This is a genomic window from Janthinobacterium sp. FW305-129, from assembly GCF_020858115.1.
GTDB lineage: Bacteria > Pseudomonadota > Gammaproteobacteria > Burkholderiales > Burkholderiaceae_D > Janthinobacterium.
In genome coordinates, this window is sequence record NZ_JACYMM010000011.1 from 198,428 (window position 1) to 213,064 (window position 14,637).

Annotated in this window: 14 protein-coding genes; 6 read left to right on the forward strand and 8 right to left on the reverse strand. The window is 62.3% G+C overall.

The genetic code is table 11. The features are described 5' to 3' along the window. Positions 1-27 precede the first annotated feature (27 nt). From IGS61_RS22130 to IGS61_RS22145, 4 genes are all read right to left on the reverse strand, one after another. Positions 28-414, reverse strand: coding sequence for a hypothetical protein (locus IGS61_RS22130; RefSeq protein ID WP_230541590.1), 387 nt, complete (start codon positions 412-414; stop codon positions 28-30). A 178-nt stretch (positions 415-592) separates the two neighbouring features. Further along, the gene (locus IGS61_RS22135; RefSeq protein WP_230541591.1) at positions 593-2,056 is read right to left on the reverse strand and encodes a catalase; all 1,464 of its coding nucleotides are present in this window, start codon (positions 2,054-2,056) and stop codon (positions 593-595) included. Positions 2,057-2,149: 93 nt separating this feature from the next. After that, the gene (locus IGS61_RS22140; RefSeq protein WP_230541592.1) at positions 2,150-2,806 is read right to left on the reverse strand and encodes a DsbA family protein; all 657 of its coding nucleotides are present in this window, start codon (positions 2,804-2,806) and stop codon (positions 2,150-2,152) included. A gap of 14 nt (positions 2,807-2,820) precedes the next feature. Beyond that, positions 2,821-3,690, reverse strand: coding sequence for an MBL fold metallo-hydrolase (locus IGS61_RS22145; protein ID WP_230541593.1), 870 nt, complete (start codon positions 3,688-3,690; stop codon positions 2,821-2,823). 223 nt (positions 3,691-3,913) lie between these two features. On the opposite strand from IGS61_RS22145, the gene IGS61_RS22150 reads away from it, so the two are divergent. The 4 genes from IGS61_RS22150 to pcaC all read left to right on the forward strand — a co-directional run bounded on the left by IGS61_RS22150 (position 3,914) and on the right by pcaC (position 8,062). Then, positions 3,914-5,365 (forward strand): alkaline phosphatase, encoded by a 1,452-nt coding sequence (locus IGS61_RS22150; RefSeq protein ID WP_442908087.1) that lies wholly within the window; start codon positions 3,914-3,916, stop codon positions 5,363-5,365. A 28-nt stretch (positions 5,366-5,393) separates the two neighbouring features. Further along, positions 5,394-6,803, forward strand: coding sequence for an alkaline phosphatase (locus tag IGS61_RS22155; protein WP_230541594.1), 1,410 nt, complete (start codon positions 5,394-5,396; stop codon positions 6,801-6,803). Positions 6,804-6,879: 76 nt separating this feature from the next. Then, complete coding sequence (locus IGS61_RS22160; RefSeq protein WP_230541595.1) at positions 6,880-7,602, forward strand: hypothetical protein; 723 nt, start codon at positions 6,880-6,882, stop codon at positions 7,600-7,602. Positions 7,603-7,663: 61 nt separating this feature from the next. Beyond that, on the forward strand, positions 7,664-8,062 hold the full coding sequence (pcaC, locus tag IGS61_RS22165; protein WP_076568292.1) for a 4-carboxymuconolactone decarboxylase: 399 nt from the start codon (positions 7,664-7,666) through the stop codon (positions 8,060-8,062). 71 nt (positions 8,063-8,133) lie between these two features. Here the strand turns inward: pcaC and IGS61_RS22170 are convergent, their stop codons facing one another. The 4 genes from IGS61_RS22170 to IGS61_RS22185 all read right to left on the reverse strand — a co-directional run bounded on the left by IGS61_RS22170 (position 8,134) and on the right by IGS61_RS22185 (position 13,047). Beyond that, positions 8,134-10,797 (reverse strand): DNA topoisomerase III, encoded by a 2,664-nt coding sequence (locus IGS61_RS22170; protein ID WP_230541596.1) that lies wholly within the window; start codon positions 10,795-10,797, stop codon positions 8,134-8,136. Positions 10,798-11,070: 273 nt separating this feature from the next. After that, entirely contained in the window at positions 11,071-11,535 is a 465-nt protein-coding gene (locus tag IGS61_RS22175; RefSeq protein WP_070222738.1) for a DUF494 family protein, read from the reverse strand. Positions 11,536-11,629: 94 nt separating this feature from the next. Beyond that, positions 11,630-12,733 carry a DNA-processing protein DprA gene (gene dprA, locus IGS61_RS22180; protein ID WP_230541597.1) on the reverse strand — a complete coding sequence of 368 codons (1,104 nt, stop codon included), beginning with the start codon at positions 12,731-12,733 and terminating at the stop codon, positions 11,630-11,632. A gap of 32 nt (positions 12,734-12,765) precedes the next feature. Further along, positions 12,766-13,047: a hypothetical protein gene (locus tag IGS61_RS22185; protein WP_230541598.1), complete on the reverse strand. Its 282-nt coding sequence runs from the start codon at positions 13,045-13,047 to the stop codon at positions 12,766-12,768. Between IGS61_RS22185 and def the strand changes: the two genes are divergently transcribed. Together def and fmt are read left to right on the forward strand one after the other, a co-directional pair. Then, a complete protein-coding gene (gene def, locus IGS61_RS22190) occupies positions 13,040-13,582 on the forward strand; it encodes a peptide deformylase (protein ID WP_076568288.1) in 543 nt (180 codons plus the stop codon). The genes IGS61_RS22185 and def overlap by 8 nt on opposite strands. A gap of 96 nt (positions 13,583-13,678) precedes the next feature. Continuing rightward, positions 13,679-14,635 (forward strand): methionyl-tRNA formyltransferase, encoded by a 957-nt coding sequence (gene fmt, locus IGS61_RS22195; RefSeq protein WP_230541599.1) that lies wholly within the window; start codon positions 13,679-13,681, stop codon positions 14,633-14,635. The last annotated feature ends 2 nt before the right edge of the window (positions 14,636-14,637 follow it).

Here is a 14,637-nt window from a genome sequence, read left to right on the forward strand (position 1 = left end):
GTGGCCATTTTTTGTGTCACACGGGAATCAGGCTGCGGCGCAGCGCGTCACCAGGCTCAGGCTGATGCCCATTTCCGTCAGATGCTGCATATCGGCCAGGGTGAGGTCGAGCGGCGCGTCGACCGTGTCGTCGCCGCTCAGTTCCAGTTGCAGCTCGGCAACGATGCGCGGCATGGTGAAGCTGACGCCGCGCGAGCGGCATTCAGCCAGGTAGCTGCGTATGCGCGAGGGCAACACTTGCGACTTGGGCGCTTGCGCGATGAGTACTTCGAAGCCGGAATCGAGATGCACGCGGCCCGCCACGCCCTTCGCCTCGCCCTTGCGCCATTGCCGTTCCGGATCCGTGGGCAAGACTTCGAGAATGGATTTAAGCGTGGGGTCGTCCCCATGCACCGACAGCTTCGCCATATTCATATTGCAAGACTTTCTAGTCAGGACGCCGCCAGGGAGGCGGCGCGATCATCAGACCGACAAGTCTACGCATGGAAGGCAAATATGTCCATACGGCAATATTTGGCATCCAGCTCTAATAAACGCTCATTTGTGCTGCATCAAACAGGCGGAACAAGCTTGTTCCGCCTGCCACACACCATTACAGTGCCGCGCCGCGCGCCTGCAAGGCGGCCCGCACGCCGGCGCCGTAGGCGGGGTCGGCCCGGTCGAAGTGACCGAGCTGACGCTGCAAGGTTTCCGCACGTACCTGGCTCAACGGTCCTGCCAGGTTGTCGAACAGGTTTTGCTTCGCCTGGGCGGACATCAGGCGGAACAGATTGCCGGCCTGCGTGTAATCGTCTTCCACGCCGCGCCCATCGTAGCGCGCCGCGCCGCCGTCCAGCGCCAGCGCCGGCTCGCCATGGCCCAGCCCTTGCGGCGCGCTGCCTGCCGCCGCCACATTCGCGTAGTTCTGCGCCGAACTGCCATTGTGGATGGCCATGCCGCCGTCGCGCTGCTGGTTGTGGAAGGGGCAGCGGGCCGCATTCACGGGCAGATGCTGGTGGTTCGTGCCGACGCGGTACAGCTGGGCGTCGTGGTAGGCGAACAGCCGGCCTTGCAGCATCTTGTCCGGCGAGTACCCCATGCCGGGCACGGCATTGGCCGGCGAAAAGGCGGCTTGCTCGACTTCCGCGTGGTAATTGTCCGGGTTGCGGTTCAGCTCAAAAATACCGACCGGCAACAGCGGGAAGTCCCCATGCGGCCACACTTTCGTCAGGTCGAACGGATTCCAGCCCGTGCGCTGTTCCCATGCGTCGAGTTGCTCCTGCGTCGCCACCTGCAGCTTGACTTCCCACTGGGGGAAGTCGCCGCGCGCGATGGCGCCGAACAGGTCGCGCTGGGCGTAGTCGGGATCGGCCCCGGCCAGGCGGCCCGCTTCCGCCGCAGGTAAATTTTTGATGCCCTGGCGCGTCTTGAAGTGCCATTTCACGTACACGCGCTGGCCGTCGGCATTGATCAGGCTATACGTGTGGCTGCCGAAGCCATCCATGTGGCGGTAGCCGTCCGGCGTACCGCGGTCCGAGAACAGCATGGTGACCTGGTGCAAGCTTTCCGGCGCATGGCTCCAAAAGTCGAACATCATCTCGGCCGATTTCAGATTGCTTTGCGGATCGCGCTTTTGCGTATGGACAAAATCGGGGAACTTGATCGGGTCCTTGATGAAGAACATCGGCGTGTTGTTGCCAACGAGGTCCCAGTTGCCCTCTTCCGTGTAGAAGCGCACGGCGAAGCCGCGCGGGTCGCGTTCCGTGTCGGCACTGCCGCGTTCGCCGCCGACGGTGGAGAAGCGGGCGAAGGTGGCCGTCTGCTTGCCCACTTCGGCAAACAATTTGGCCTTGGTGTAGCGCGAGATGTCGTGCGTGACGGTAAAGGTGCCGTAGGCGCCCGAGCCTTTCGCGTGCACGACGCGCTCGGGGATGCGCTCGCGGTTGAAATGCTGGAGTTTTTCGATCAGGTGGAAGTCTTGCAACAGCAGGGGGCCGCGGGGGCCGGCGCTGATGGAATTCTGGTTGTCGGCGACGGGGATGCCCGAGGCGGTACTGAATGGTGGCTGTTGACTCATGGCTGCTTTTCCTTCGTTGTTGACTAATGAAACCAGTGTAACGAGGTCAACAACAAAGGAAAAGCTAATTGATTTTATCGATCCGATAGTTATTTACAATACGCAACCGTGGGCGTCGCACACGCCTCCGAGCTGTGCCTGCAACTTCGCCGGCTGGCCCAGGAAGCCGCCGATATCGATCACGGATAGCTTGCCGCTGCCATCGTCGAGCACGAACGTGGGAAAGCCCTGGCCGCCCACCTGCGCCAGCAAGGCGCGGCTGGCGTCGATGTGGCGCTGCGTGGCGGCGCCCGCCTGCCGCGCATATTCCCCCCCGAATGCGGCCCCGTCCATGCCCAGCTCTTGCGCCAAGGTCACCAGCACGGGCACGTCGGCGATGCGCAAGCCGTCCACGTAATGGGCGCGCTGCACGCGCTGCAGCATGTCCAGGCCCTTGCCGGCCAGCGATTCAGCCGCCAGGATGGCCGTGATCGGCGGCTCGGAATCCATCATGGCCGTGGTGTCGTTCAGCAAGCCGTTGATATAGGCGTCGCCGAAGGGCTGGCCCGACAATTGCTCGATGCGCCGGTCATGCGGCAGCACATAGCCGCGCCAGGCGGGCGTAATCTGGCGGCGATTGCTGCCCGTCATCATCCCGCCGCCGTGGAACGCCACCGTCAGGCCGGGCACGGCGCGCGCCGCCTCGACCAGCGGCGCGGCGCCGTAGCACCAGCCGCACAGCGGGTCGAAAATGTAGTGCAGTGTGGGCATGCCGGCCTTGCCGCTTACCATTTCATTTCGCCTTTTGCCACTTTGGCGCTGGTCTCCAAAGCACCATCGAGGCCCAGCTGCGGATAGCGCGTTTTCATCGCTTCGATCAGGGCGGCGGAATTGGCAGCCTTGGCCGTTTCCGCTGCGAACGTCACCAGGTAGTCGCGCGTAAAGCCGATGCTGTCGGGCGTCAGGGGCGAACCCACCTTGAAGTGGCCGGGCACGACGGTGACAGGTTTCAGGGCGGTGATGCCATCGAGCGTCTTGAGCCAGTCCTGGCGCGATTGCACGCTTTGCGTATCGGCCGTCCACACGTGCAAGTTGCCAAACAGCACCACGCCGCCGACGACGGCCTTGATCGATGGAATCCACACATAGGTGCGCGCTGGCGTCGGGCCGGCGATGTCCAGCGACTGGCCTTCCAGGCTGATGCGCTTGCCCTTCAAGGCTTCGGGGATGACGATGGCGTGCGGCGCATTGTCTTTCAAAATCGGGCCCCAGTAGGCGACCTTGGCGTCAGCCTTGCGGCGGATTTCCGCGACGGTTTCCGGCGTGGCAACGATTTTCGCCTGCGGGAACGCTGCCTTGATCACGTCGAGGCCGAAGTAAAAATCGGGATCGCTGTGGCTGATATAGACCGTCGTCAGTTTCTTGCCGCTGGCGCGGATCTTTTCTACCAGCTTTTGCGCTTCGGCGCGCGAAAACTGCGCGTCGATCAGCACGGCGTCATGCTTGCCCGCAACCAGCACGGAAGCGACGGGAAAGATGGCCGCTTCGCCCGGATTGAATACTTCCAGGCTCAGGGGAGCGCTGGCGGCGGCCGAGGCGGCGCCGGCGGCAAACAGGGTGGAAACAAGAACGCTGCTGATGGATTTGGAGAACATGATCTGCCTTCACAAGATGATTGGGATGAGGGCATCTTACGTTGCTTTATTCGGTAGAAAAACCCGTTAAAACGCAATAGTTTGTTGCTTATTTCGATTCAATCAGGCGTTGGCAAGCACGCCGCCGTGCGCACCGGCGTGGCCAAATGTGTCACAGCGTCATGATGGTGTCACATTGCATTGTTATCTTGCCAGCTCTTTCAAACCTAGCCGGATGAACCACATGACACGCAGAAAAATTTCCGTCGCTGGCTGCAGCGTCGCCATCACCCTGATGCTGGCCGCCTGCGGCAGCGATGCCAAAAAAGAAGAGGTAGTGGCTGAAGCGCCGCCGAAAAACGTCATCTTCTTCCTCGGCGATGGCATGGGCCTGACCACCATGACGGCCGCGCGCATCTATTCGGTGGGCGAAGAAGGTGCGCTGACCATGGACACCTTGCCGGAAACGGCCTTCGTGAAAACGTTCTCGAACGACGCGCAAGTGACGGACAGCGCGCCATCGATGGCCGCCTACATGACCGGCGTCAAGATGAACAATGAAGTCATCTCGATGTCGGCCAACACGCTCGCCATCGACCCGGGCACGGATGCGAACGGCAACAAGCTGGTCAACAAATGCGGCACCGGCAACGGCACGCCCGCCACCACCCTGCTGGAACTGGCCAAAGCCAAGGGCTTTGCCGCCGGCGTCGTCAGCACGGCGCGCGTGACGCACGCCACGCCGGCCGCGACCTATTCGCACATCTGCCACCGCGACCTGGAAAATGATATCGCCGCCGCCCTGGTACCGGGCGGCACGGGCTACAACAGCGCGCTGGGCACCACCGGCCTGGAAGTGGTCCTCGGTGGCGGCGCGCAATTCTTCAAGCCGTTCAAGGATGGCGGCAAGCGTTCCGACGGCCGCGACCTGGTCGCCGAACTGAAAGCGAAGAGCTACACGGTGGCCAACACGGGCGCCGACTTCAAGGCCGTCGATGCGGCCAAGACGGAGCGTTTGTTCGGCGTGTTCACGTCCAGCCACATGAGCTACGACCTGGACCGCGACGCAAGCAAGGAACCGAGCCTGGCGGAAATGACCACCAAGGCCATGGACGTGCTGGCCAAGAACAAGAAGGGTTACTTCCTGATGGTCGAAGGCGGCCGCATCGACCATGCGCTGCACGAAACGACGGCCAAGAAAGCGCTGCAAGACACGGTTGCTTTCGACAACGCCATCAAGGCCGCCATCGAGAAAGCCAAGCTGACCGACCCGACCCTGGCCAATACCCTGATCGTCGTCACGGCCGACCATGACCACACCCTGGTGCTGAACGGCTACGCCAAGCGCACGGGCAAGACGGCTGCCGGCAACCCTGGCGTGCTGGGCGTGGTGAAAAACTACGTCACCGGCGCGGTCGAGAAAGACCTCGATGGCGCACCGTACTCGATCATCGGCTTCGGCAATGGCGAAAACCGCACCCAATCGAGCCGCGCCGCCATGGCCAGCCTCGATGAAACCGTCACCAGCGCCAATATGTACCATCAGGAAGCGGTGATCCGCACTGCGATCGGCAATGAAACCCACGGCGGCACCGACGTCTTCCTGGGCGCCATCGGCAAGGGTTCGGAAACCTTCCTGGGCACCATCGACAACACCAAAGTATTCGGCCTGGTCAAGACCGCCGGCGGTCTGTAATCCCAAGAGACAAGAATTGGACAAGCACATGAAACTCGCATTGAAACCCGCCCTGAAACTCTCCCTGCTGACCACGCTCGTGGCCGCCAGCGTTGCCAGCGCCTACGCCGCCGACGCCAAGAACGTCATCTTCTTCCTCGGCGACGGCATGGGCCCGTCCGTCGTGACGGCGGCGCGCATCTACCAGTACAAGGAAGAAGGCAGCCTGACGATGGATACGCTGGAACGCACGGCGCGCATCAAGACGTACTCGCACGATGCGCAAACGACGGACAGCGCGCCATCGATGGCCGCCTACATGACCGGCGTCAAGATGAACAATGAAGTCATCTCGATGGCGCAGGACACGATCGCCAAAGAGCCCGGCCGCGACGCCAACGGCAACCTGGGCGTGGACAACTGCCCGGCCACCGACAAGAGCGTGCCGACCATCCTGGAACTGGCGAAAGCCAAGGGCAAGGCCGTGGGCGCCATCACCACCACGGAACTGACGCACGCCACGCCGGCGACGACTTTCTCGCACATCTGCAACCGCAATGCGCAATACGCGATCGCTGCACAAACGGTACCGGGCGGCACGGGCTACAACGCGGCCCTGGGCGATGGCGTCGACGTGCTGATGGGTGGCGGCCGCAACCACTTTACGCCTTGGTCGGCCAGCAACAAGTATGGCCGCGCCGATGGCCGCAACCTGTTGACGGAATTGGCCGCCAAGGGCTACACCGTGGCCGCCAACAAGGCGGAAATGGCGGCGGCGCAGAGCGGCAAGAAGTTCATCGGCCTGTACAGCACCCGCAGCCACCTGGAATATGAACTGGACCGCACGGCCACGCCGCCGCTGGGCGAAGGCGCGACCCAGCCTAGCCTGTCGGAAATGACGCTGAAAGCCATCGACTTGCTGTCGAAAAACGCGAACGGCTACTTCCTGATGGTCGAAGGCGGCCGCATCGACCACGCCTTGCATGGCACCAATGCCAAGCGCGCGCTGACGGATACCATCGCCTTCGACGACGCCATCAAGGCCGCCATCGACAAGATCAAGGAAACCGATCCCAAGCTGGAAAATACCCTGATCGTCGTCACGGCCGACCATGACCACACCCTGGCGTTCAACGGCTACGGCAAGCGCGGCAACCATATCCTCGACATCAACCGCGGCTACAAGGATAACCAGCCAAGCAAGGATGCGGACGGCAATACCTACACCACCCTGGTGTTCGGCAATGGCCCGAACCGCCCTGCCCTGCGCAGCAACGTCGACAGCGCCACGGCCCTGAAAGACAATTACCTGCAAGAAACAGGCGTGCGCCTGTCCAGCGAAACCCACGGCGGCGGCGACGTCAAGCTGCTGGCCACGGGCGCCGGCGCCAAGGCTTTCAAGGGCACCCTGGACAACACCAAGGTGTTTGACTTGCTGAAGGCGGCCTTCGGCTTCTGATCCACATCAACACGGTAACCCCACCGGGGCGGAAGGCAATCTTGCCCTCCGCCCCTCTGCACGTAAAGGCAACACCATGAAACCGACCCTGATCGCCATCCTCCTCGCCGCCGGCTTCGCGGGTACCGCGCAAGCGGCCGCCCCTGCCGACCTGGACCTGGGCATCACCTACTACAGCCGCGTGCTGACGCCGGAAGGCGTGACGCGCGAAAGCCGCTACGAAGAAAAGATGCTGCGCCGCCCCGGCCACGTGTGGGTCGAGCGCGTGCTGGCACCGGCGACGGACGCGCATGCCGGGCACAAGCATGGCGAAAACACCAAGGTGGCCCTGAAAACGTCGACTGCGGCCACGCAGCATGACCACAAGCACTTCAATCCCGTGCTGATACCGCGTCACGTGATGCTGGAAAAGAACACCGTGCGCGTGGAATACATCGATGCGCACGACAAGATCGTCGTCTCGATTCCGAAGGCCGAATATGAAAACGTCAATTTCGACGGTTCCTGGGAAAACAGTTTTTATCTGCTCGACCCGAAACTGGTGGCCGCCATGCCCCTGTCGAAGCAGGCATCGAACGTGACGGGCGCGCGCTGGCGCGAAGTGGAAAAGAATGGCGTGTTCCAGCGCATCCTGTGGGACGAGCAAAAACAGATTCCGCTGATCATCGAAAGCGGCGACCGCGCCAACACTTTTTATCGCCGGGTCGACGTCAAGCTGCAGCCGACCGTCAGCAAGGCGCAGCCGTGGGCGAATTTGCAGCATTACGCGCAGCGCGAATACTCGGACTACCTGGACTAAGCTTGACCACCCCATGCCCGCTCGCTAGTATCTGAACAGAGTATTCCACAGGGAGCGCGGCATGGATGAACAATTCGAGAATGGTTTGCGCATGCGCAAACAAGTGATGGGCGACGCCTTTGTCGAGCGCGCCTTTGCCCAGGTCGACGCCTTCACGGCGCCCTTGCAGGACTTCGTCACGCGCAACGCCTGGGGCACGACCTGGTGCCGCGATGGCCTGGATTTAAAGACGCGCAGCCTGGCGACGATCGCCATGCTGACGGCCCTCGGCCGCGCGCAGGAGCTGCGCGGCCACGTGCGCGGCGCCGTCAACAATGGCGCTTCCATGCAGGAAATCCAGGAAGTGCTGCTGCACTCGGCCGTGTATTGCGGCATGCCGCTGGCCATCGACGCCTTCCGCTCGGCGCATGACGTGCTGCGGGAAATGGGCCTGGTGGCGCCGGCCGCGCCGCCAGCCTGACCATTGCTCGATCAAATCGGGACGTAAAAAAAGCCAGGGAAATCCCTGGCTTTTTTCTGGCTGGCGCCGGATTACTCGGCCGCTGCCGCCTTCTTCGCCGGCGCCTTCTTGGCGGCCGGCTTTTTCACGGCCGTGGCCTTCTTCGCCGGCGCTTTCTTCACGGCAGCCTTCTTGACGGCAGTCTTCTTCGCTGGCGCCGCGCCTTCTTCGCCTTCGGCCTCAACGGCTGCCGCCTTCGCTTTGGCGCCCGGCTTGGCCTTGCGCTCTTCAAACTCGAAGCTCACCTTGCCATCCTTGCCCCGTACGAGGAAAGCCTTGAATGGACGGCGCGTGCGCTGCGAAACAAAGCCCGGCAGCAAGTCCGTCTTGCCATCGTTGAGCAGTTTCGCCATTTGTTCCGGCAAGATTTCCTGCTGCAAGATGATGCGGCCGCTGCGGAAGTCGCACGTCTTCGGCTTGGCAACGCTGTGTTCGCACACATAGGCCAGGCCCATTTCATACACGCCGGCATTGCACTTGGGGCAAGGTCCGACGGGCGTCTGGCCCGTGAAATCGACGCCTTCGCCATCTTCGCTCTCGTCGTTCTGGCCGAAATCGAATTCCAGCTTGAAATTTTTGATTTCTTCATCTCGCACGATGCGCAGGATGGCGGCGAACGGACGGCCCATCTTCGAGCGGAAGCCTTGCAGCGGGCCGATGGTGCGGTCCTTCAGCAATTGCTCCACTTCGGCGATTTCGAACTGGCGCGAACCCGGTGTCTTGCTCATCGAGAATTCGCACTTGGTGCAGGCGAAACGGCGGTAGTTTTCCTTCACCACGCCGCCGCAATTCGGGCATGGCGTTTCCAGGGTCGCGTAGTCGCCGGGAATCGTATCATTATCGTATTCCTTGGCGCGCTTGACGATGATTTGCGTCATCTGCGCGATTTCACGCATGAATTCTTCGCGCGAAATCTTGCCTTTTTCCATCTGCGACAGCTTGTATTCCCACTCGCCCGTCAGCTCCGGCGCCGTCAATTCATTGACGCCCAGGCCTTTGAGCAAAGTCATCAGCTGCGACGCCTTGGCCGTCGGAATCAGTTCGCGGCCTTCGCGGATCAGGTAGCGTTCCGTCAGCAAGCCCTCGATGGTGGCCGCGCGCGTGGCCGGGGTACCGAGGCCCTTGCCAGCCATCGCATCGCGCAGCTCGTCGTCGTCGATCAGCTTGCCGGCGCCTTCCATGGCCGACAGCAAGGTCGCTTCCGTGAAGCGCGCGGGCGGTTTCGTCACCAGGCCATTCGCGCTGACGCTTTCCGTCTGCACTTTTTCGCCCTTGGCGACGGGCACCAGGTTGCCGTTGCCATTGCTTTCCTTGTCGGCGTCCGTCGACGCTTCCTTGCCGTAGATGGCCAGCCAGCCCGGATTGGTCATGACCTTGCCTTCAGTCTTGAACTGATGGCCGGACACTTCCGTGTAGCGCGTGGTGACCTGGAATTCCGCCGGCGGGAAGAACACGGCCATGAAGCGGCGCGTGACCAGGTCGTACAGCTTCTGTTCCGGCTCGGACAAATTCTTTGGCGCAATCGTCGTCGGGATGATCGCGAAGTGATCCGAGATCTTCGTGTTGTCGAAGATGCGCTTGTTCGGCTTGACCCAGCCCTTGTCGATGATCTGCTTGGCGAACTGGTGGTAGTTGCTGTTGTCCTTGACCGTTTCCAGCGCCTGCAGCACGGTCGGCATGTAGTCTTCCGGCAGGTGGCGCGAATCGGTACGCGGATACGTCAATACCTTGTGCTTTTCGTACAGTGCCTGGGCCAGGCCCAGCGTGTTCTTGGCCGAGAAGCCGAAACGCGAGTTCGCTTCGCGCTGCAGGCTGGTCAGGTCGAACAGGCCCGGCGCCATCGAGGTGGTCGGTTTCGATTCTTCCGTGACGATGCCTTGGCGGCCGCGGCAGGCGGTGGCGATCGAGTCGGCAGCCGTCTTGCTCCACAGGCGCTCGGCGCGCTTCTCGGGATCGTTCTCGTCCTTCTTGAACTTCGTGTCGAGCCAGCGGCCTTCGTAGATGCCGGCCGCGCAAACAAATTCGGCGCGCACTTCCCAGAAGTCGCGCGGCACGAATTTTTTAATTTTATCTTCGCGTTCGACGACGATGGACAAGGTCGGCGTCTGCACGCGGCCCACGGTGGTCAGATAGAAGCCGCCTTCTTTCGAATTAAACGCCGTCATGGCACGCGTGCCATTGATGCCGATCAACCAATCGGCTTCCGAACGGCAGCGGGCAGCGTCGGCCAGCGGCAGCATTTCTTCATCGCTGCGCAGGTGCGCGAAACCGTCGCGGATGGCGCCCGGCGTCATCGACTGCAGCCACAGGCGCTTGACCGGTTGCTTGGCCTTGGCGTTTTGCGCGATCAGGCGGAAAATCAGCTCGCCTTCGCGCCCCGCATCGCATGCGTTGATGAGGGTGGTAACGTCTTTGCGTTTGATCAGCTTGTTTAATACTTTGAGGCGCGCTTCCGTCTTGGCGATCGGGTTCAGCGCGAAATACGGTGGAATCATCGGCAAGTGCGCGAAACTCCATTTGCCGCGCTTCACGTCGAATTCTTCCGGCACGGCGATCTCCAGCAAGTGGCCGACCGCCGACGACAGGACGTATTCATCCGATTCAAAGTACTCATCGTGCTTGGTAAAGCCGCCAAGCGTCTTCGCGATATCGTTCGCGACAGAAGGCTTCTCGGCGATGATGAGGGTTTTTGTCATATTTTTTAGTCTCGAAAAATGCTCTAGGATAGTTTCAGCATGCGCATCATACAGTGCATTGCCAGGCGCCGACGCTTTTGTCTGCGCAAGGCCTTGTGACTTGTGGTCTTGTCAAGCGGCCAATGATAAGCGCCTATTGAAGAATTCGGCAAGTTATCTGCAAGCAAGAATGCGCAGGCGCAAACACAATGGTCTGGCGTGCGCGGTGCCGCAGCATATAGTAAGGGAGATGGCGCGGCAGCGGCGCCAGGTGCGGCCAGGGGTGTTTGTATACTAGTGCAGCAGGCGCGGCGGGAGATCTTCGTCGTCGACAAACAAGTCGTCGAACATCAAGGCGTCCGGTTCCTTGCCCTGGCTCCACAGCAGCATCAGCACGATGACTTTCAGCTTGCCCAGGGATACGGGCGCCTCGTCGAGCGCCAGCGCCCGTTCGATGACGATTTCGCGCTGCAGCGGCGAAAGCACCTTGGCGCTTTCCAGAAACTGGATGAAGCCGATGGCGGCCGTGCCGAGCACGTCGCTTTCCTGCTGCACGTAGAAGCGCGTGCCGGTGGAACTGGCCGTCAGGGTTTGCTCGGCGCCGGCCATGGCGTTCAAGTCCGTCAGCCACACGAGCGCTTCGGAAATCTCCACGTCGTCGAAACCGACGGCCGACAGTTTGCGCGCCAGGACTGCCGGCTCGGGGCAGGCATCGGGGCGATAATAAGTCTCGTAGAGGTACACCAGGATATCGAACATGGCTCTACTCTAGCAGCTAAGTTCGCTAAGACACAAGGGCGCACACCGACAAAGCGCCCCCGTGCGGCAAGGCCGCCACACAAGTGACAAGCTGTCATTTGCAGCGTTGAAACAGTCCTCCCGGCAAGCGTTCCACCAGGCCGGCCAGCTCCAGCGCCAGCAATTCCCCCATCAGCGTGCCCATGGCCAGGCCGCTGCGCGCGGCCAGGGTATCGGCGTCGAGGGGATCGTGGCCCAGCGCGGCCAAGAGCGGCGGTTCGTCTGCCACCGCTGGCCGCACTGGAGAAACGCCGCCCAGCCACTGCAGCTCTTGCAGCACGTCATCGGCCGACTCGACCAGCTTGGCGCCCTGCTTGATGAGCGCATGACAACCCTTGGCCAAAGTCGCATGGATGGAGCCGGGCAAGGCATACACGTCGCGCCCCTGCTCGCCGGCCAGGCGCGCCGTGATCAGGGAACCCGATTGCGCCGCCGCCTCGATCACCAGCACGCCGCGCGCCAGGCCGCTGATCAGCCGGTTTCGACGCGGAAAGTTCCCCGGCATGGCCGGCAAGCCCAGCGCGTACTCGCTGACGATGCAGCCTTGTTCGGCGATTCTTTGCGCCAGATCAAGGTTACGTCGCGGGTACACCAGATCGGCGCCCGTGCCGATCACGGCGACGGTAGCGCCCGCGCCGCGCAAGCCGCCCTCGTGCGCGTGCGTGTCGATACCGAGCGCCAGCCCGGAAATGATGGTCAGGCCCGCGGCACTCAGCGCTTGGGCGAACGCAGCCGCATTCTGCATGCCTTGCGCGCTGGCATTGCGGCTGCCGATGATGGCCACGCCAGGGCGCGCCAGCAGTTCCGCGCGCCCCCGTACATATAACAAGAGCGGCGGATCGGCGATTTCCAGCAGCAGGGGCGGATACGCGGCATCGGCCAGGGTCAGCACGGCATTGCCGGGCCGCTGCAGCCATTGCAGGGTGAGCGCCAGCTGGCTGTTGGCCAGCGGCTTGGGCGCCTGCACGATGGCGCGCGCCACACCGGCCGGCACCACCTCGCGCAAGGCCTCGAACGGCGCGGCAAAGATATCCGGCGGCAAGCCGAAGCGGGCCAGCAAGGCGCGTGCCGCCACCGGGCCCACGCCGGGCAGATGCTGCAGGCGCAGCCAGCCCGCCAGTTCCGTGGCCGTATCCGCCGTCGTTGCAATTGCATGCATGACAACCTCGCTGTGTACTGTGCCATTCCATGCTAGCGCCATGGCAGGCGCGCGATGCCGACGCGCGCAAGGATGCGTGCAATGGCGGCGCAAAACGGCCCGTCATCCACAGGGCCATGGGCGTCTGTGATAAAATTTCCCTTTGCAGCAAACGAATAGCGCACTGGCAAACGCATCTGCCGCGCCGTTGCGCCATACGCGCCCGACCATAGCGTACTCAAAAATAAAATAGCCCTGCCATCGTCCGCATGGCCCAGGCATGAATAATCAGGCGCACCGGCGCCCACCTTAACCAGTCGAATCCGTATGTCCATATTAAATATCCTGCGTTACCCCGATCCTCGCCTGCACACGGTCGCCAAGCCCGTCACCGAATTTGACGCGCGCCTGCAAACCCTGATCGACGACATGGCCGAAACCATGTACGACGCCCCCGGCGTCGGCCTGGCCGCGTCGCAAGTGGACGAGCATATCCAGATGATGGTGATCGACATCACCGAAGAGAAAAACCAGCTGCAAGTGTTCATCAACCCGGAAATCACCTGGGCCAGCGAAGAAAAGCAGGTCTACGACGAAGGTTGTTTGTCCGTGCCTGGCGTCTACGATGGCGTCGAGCGCCCGGCCCGCATCAAGGTGCGCGCCCTGGACCGCCACGGCAAGCAGTTCGAGCTGGAAGCCGATGGCTTGCTGGCTGTCTGCATCCAGCATGAGATGGATCATCTGCTGGGCAAGGTATTCGTCGAATACCTGTCGCCGCTCAAGCGCAACCGCATCAAGACCAAGATGATCAAGGAAATCCGTGGTCTTGAGCGCGAAGCGAGCTTGCGTGCGCAGAACCGCCGTTTCTAAGCCGCTGCTGATAGACTAAGCAACAACAGTAGTCGTAACACCATGCCAGCCTGGCGCCTCCGGCGCGGGCCTGCGCACCTCACGTCAAGGAACCATATGAAAGTGATCTTCGCAGGCACGCCTGAATTCGCCGCCACGGCCCTGAAAGACTTGCACGAAGCGGGATTCGAGATTCCGCTGGTGCTGACCCAGCCAGACCGCCCAGCCGGACGCGGCATGCAGATGCACGCCTCGGCCGTCAAGCAATATGCATTGCAGCACGGCATCGAGGTACTGCAGCCCTTGTCGCTGCGCATGGACAGCAAGGACCCGCAGCGCGCCGCCGAGGCCAAGGCGGCCCACGAACGCCTGCTGGCCACGGATTACGACGTGATGGTGGTGGCGGCGTACGGCTTGATCTTGCCGCGCAGCACGCTCGACATCAAACCCTGCATTAATATCCACGGCTCATTGCTGCCGCGCTGGCGCGGTGCGGCACCGATTCACCGCGCCATCGAGGCGGGTGACGATGAAACGGGCGTGACCATCATGCAGATGGAAGAAGGCCTCGATACGGGCCCCATGCTGGCCATCGAGCGCACGCCCATCGAGGCGGGCGACTCCACCGCCACCCTGCACGACAAGCTGGCCAGACTGGGCGGCAAGATGATCGTCGAGACCCTGCGCAAGATGCAGCAGCAGCCGCTGGAAGCCGTGCCGCAGCCGGAAGCGGGCGTGACCTACGCGGCAAAAATCACCAAGGACGAGGCGGCGCTCGATTTCAGCTTGCCGGCGCTGGAACTGGGCCTGAAAATCCGCGCCTTCAATCCGTTTCCCGGCGCCTGCGGCCAGGTCGATGGCGTGACCATCAAGATCTGGGCCGCCGACGTGCTCGAAGCGGACAGCAAGGAAGCGCCAGGCCAGGTGCTGGCGGCCGACGCCCAGCACGGCATCGTCGTCGCTTGCGGCAATGGCTCGCTGCGCCTGACGGAACTGCAAAAACCGGGCGGCAAGCGCCTGCCCGCAGCCGAGTTCATCAAGGGCTTCCCGCTCGAAGGCAAGCGTTTCGTTTAAGA

Excerpts from the sequence above, each read along its gene's own strand:
- IGS61_RS22130 (WP_230541590.1), bottom strand. The coding sequence starts at position 414 with ATGAATATGGCGAAGCTGTCGGTGCATGGGGACGACCCCACGCTTAAA.
- IGS61_RS22135 (WP_230541591.1), bottom strand. The coding sequence starts at position 2,056 with ATGAGTCAACAGCCACCATTCAGTACCGCCTCGGGCATCCCCGTCGCC.
- IGS61_RS22140 (WP_230541592.1), bottom strand. The coding sequence starts at position 2,806 with ATGCCCACACTGCACTACATTTTCGACCCGCTGTGCGGCTGGTGCTAC.
- IGS61_RS22145 (WP_230541593.1), bottom strand. The coding sequence starts at position 3,690 with ATGTTCTCCAAATCCATCAGCAGCGTTCTTGTTTCCACCCTGTTTGCC.
- IGS61_RS22150 (WP_442908087.1), top strand. The coding sequence starts at position 3,914 with ATGACACGCAGAAAAATTTCCGTCGCTGGCTGCAGCGTCGCCATCACC.
- IGS61_RS22155 (WP_230541594.1), top strand. The coding sequence starts at position 5,394 with ATGAAACTCGCATTGAAACCCGCCCTGAAACTCTCCCTGCTGACCACG.
- IGS61_RS22160 (WP_230541595.1), top strand. The coding sequence starts at position 6,880 with ATGAAACCGACCCTGATCGCCATCCTCCTCGCCGCCGGCTTCGCGGGT.
- pcaC (WP_076568292.1), top strand. The coding sequence starts at position 7,664 with ATGGATGAACAATTCGAGAATGGTTTGCGCATGCGCAAACAAGTGATG.
- IGS61_RS22170 (WP_230541596.1), bottom strand. The coding sequence starts at position 10,797 with ATGACAAAAACCCTCATCATCGCCGAGAAGCCTTCTGTCGCGAACGAT.
- IGS61_RS22175 (WP_070222738.1), bottom strand. The coding sequence starts at position 11,535 with ATGTTCGATATCCTGGTGTACCTCTACGAGACTTATTATCGCCCCGAT.
- dprA (WP_230541597.1), bottom strand. The coding sequence starts at position 12,733 with ATGCATGCAATTGCAACGACGGCGGATACGGCCACGGAACTGGCGGGC.
- def (WP_076568288.1), top strand. The coding sequence starts at position 13,040 with ATGTCCATATTAAATATCCTGCGTTACCCCGATCCTCGCCTGCACACG.
- IGS61_RS22185 (WP_230541598.1), bottom strand. The coding sequence starts at position 13,047 with ATGGACATACGGATTCGACTGGTTAAGGTGGGCGCCGGTGCGCCTGAT.
- fmt (WP_230541599.1), top strand. The coding sequence starts at position 13,679 with ATGAAAGTGATCTTCGCAGGCACGCCTGAATTCGCCGCCACGGCCCTG.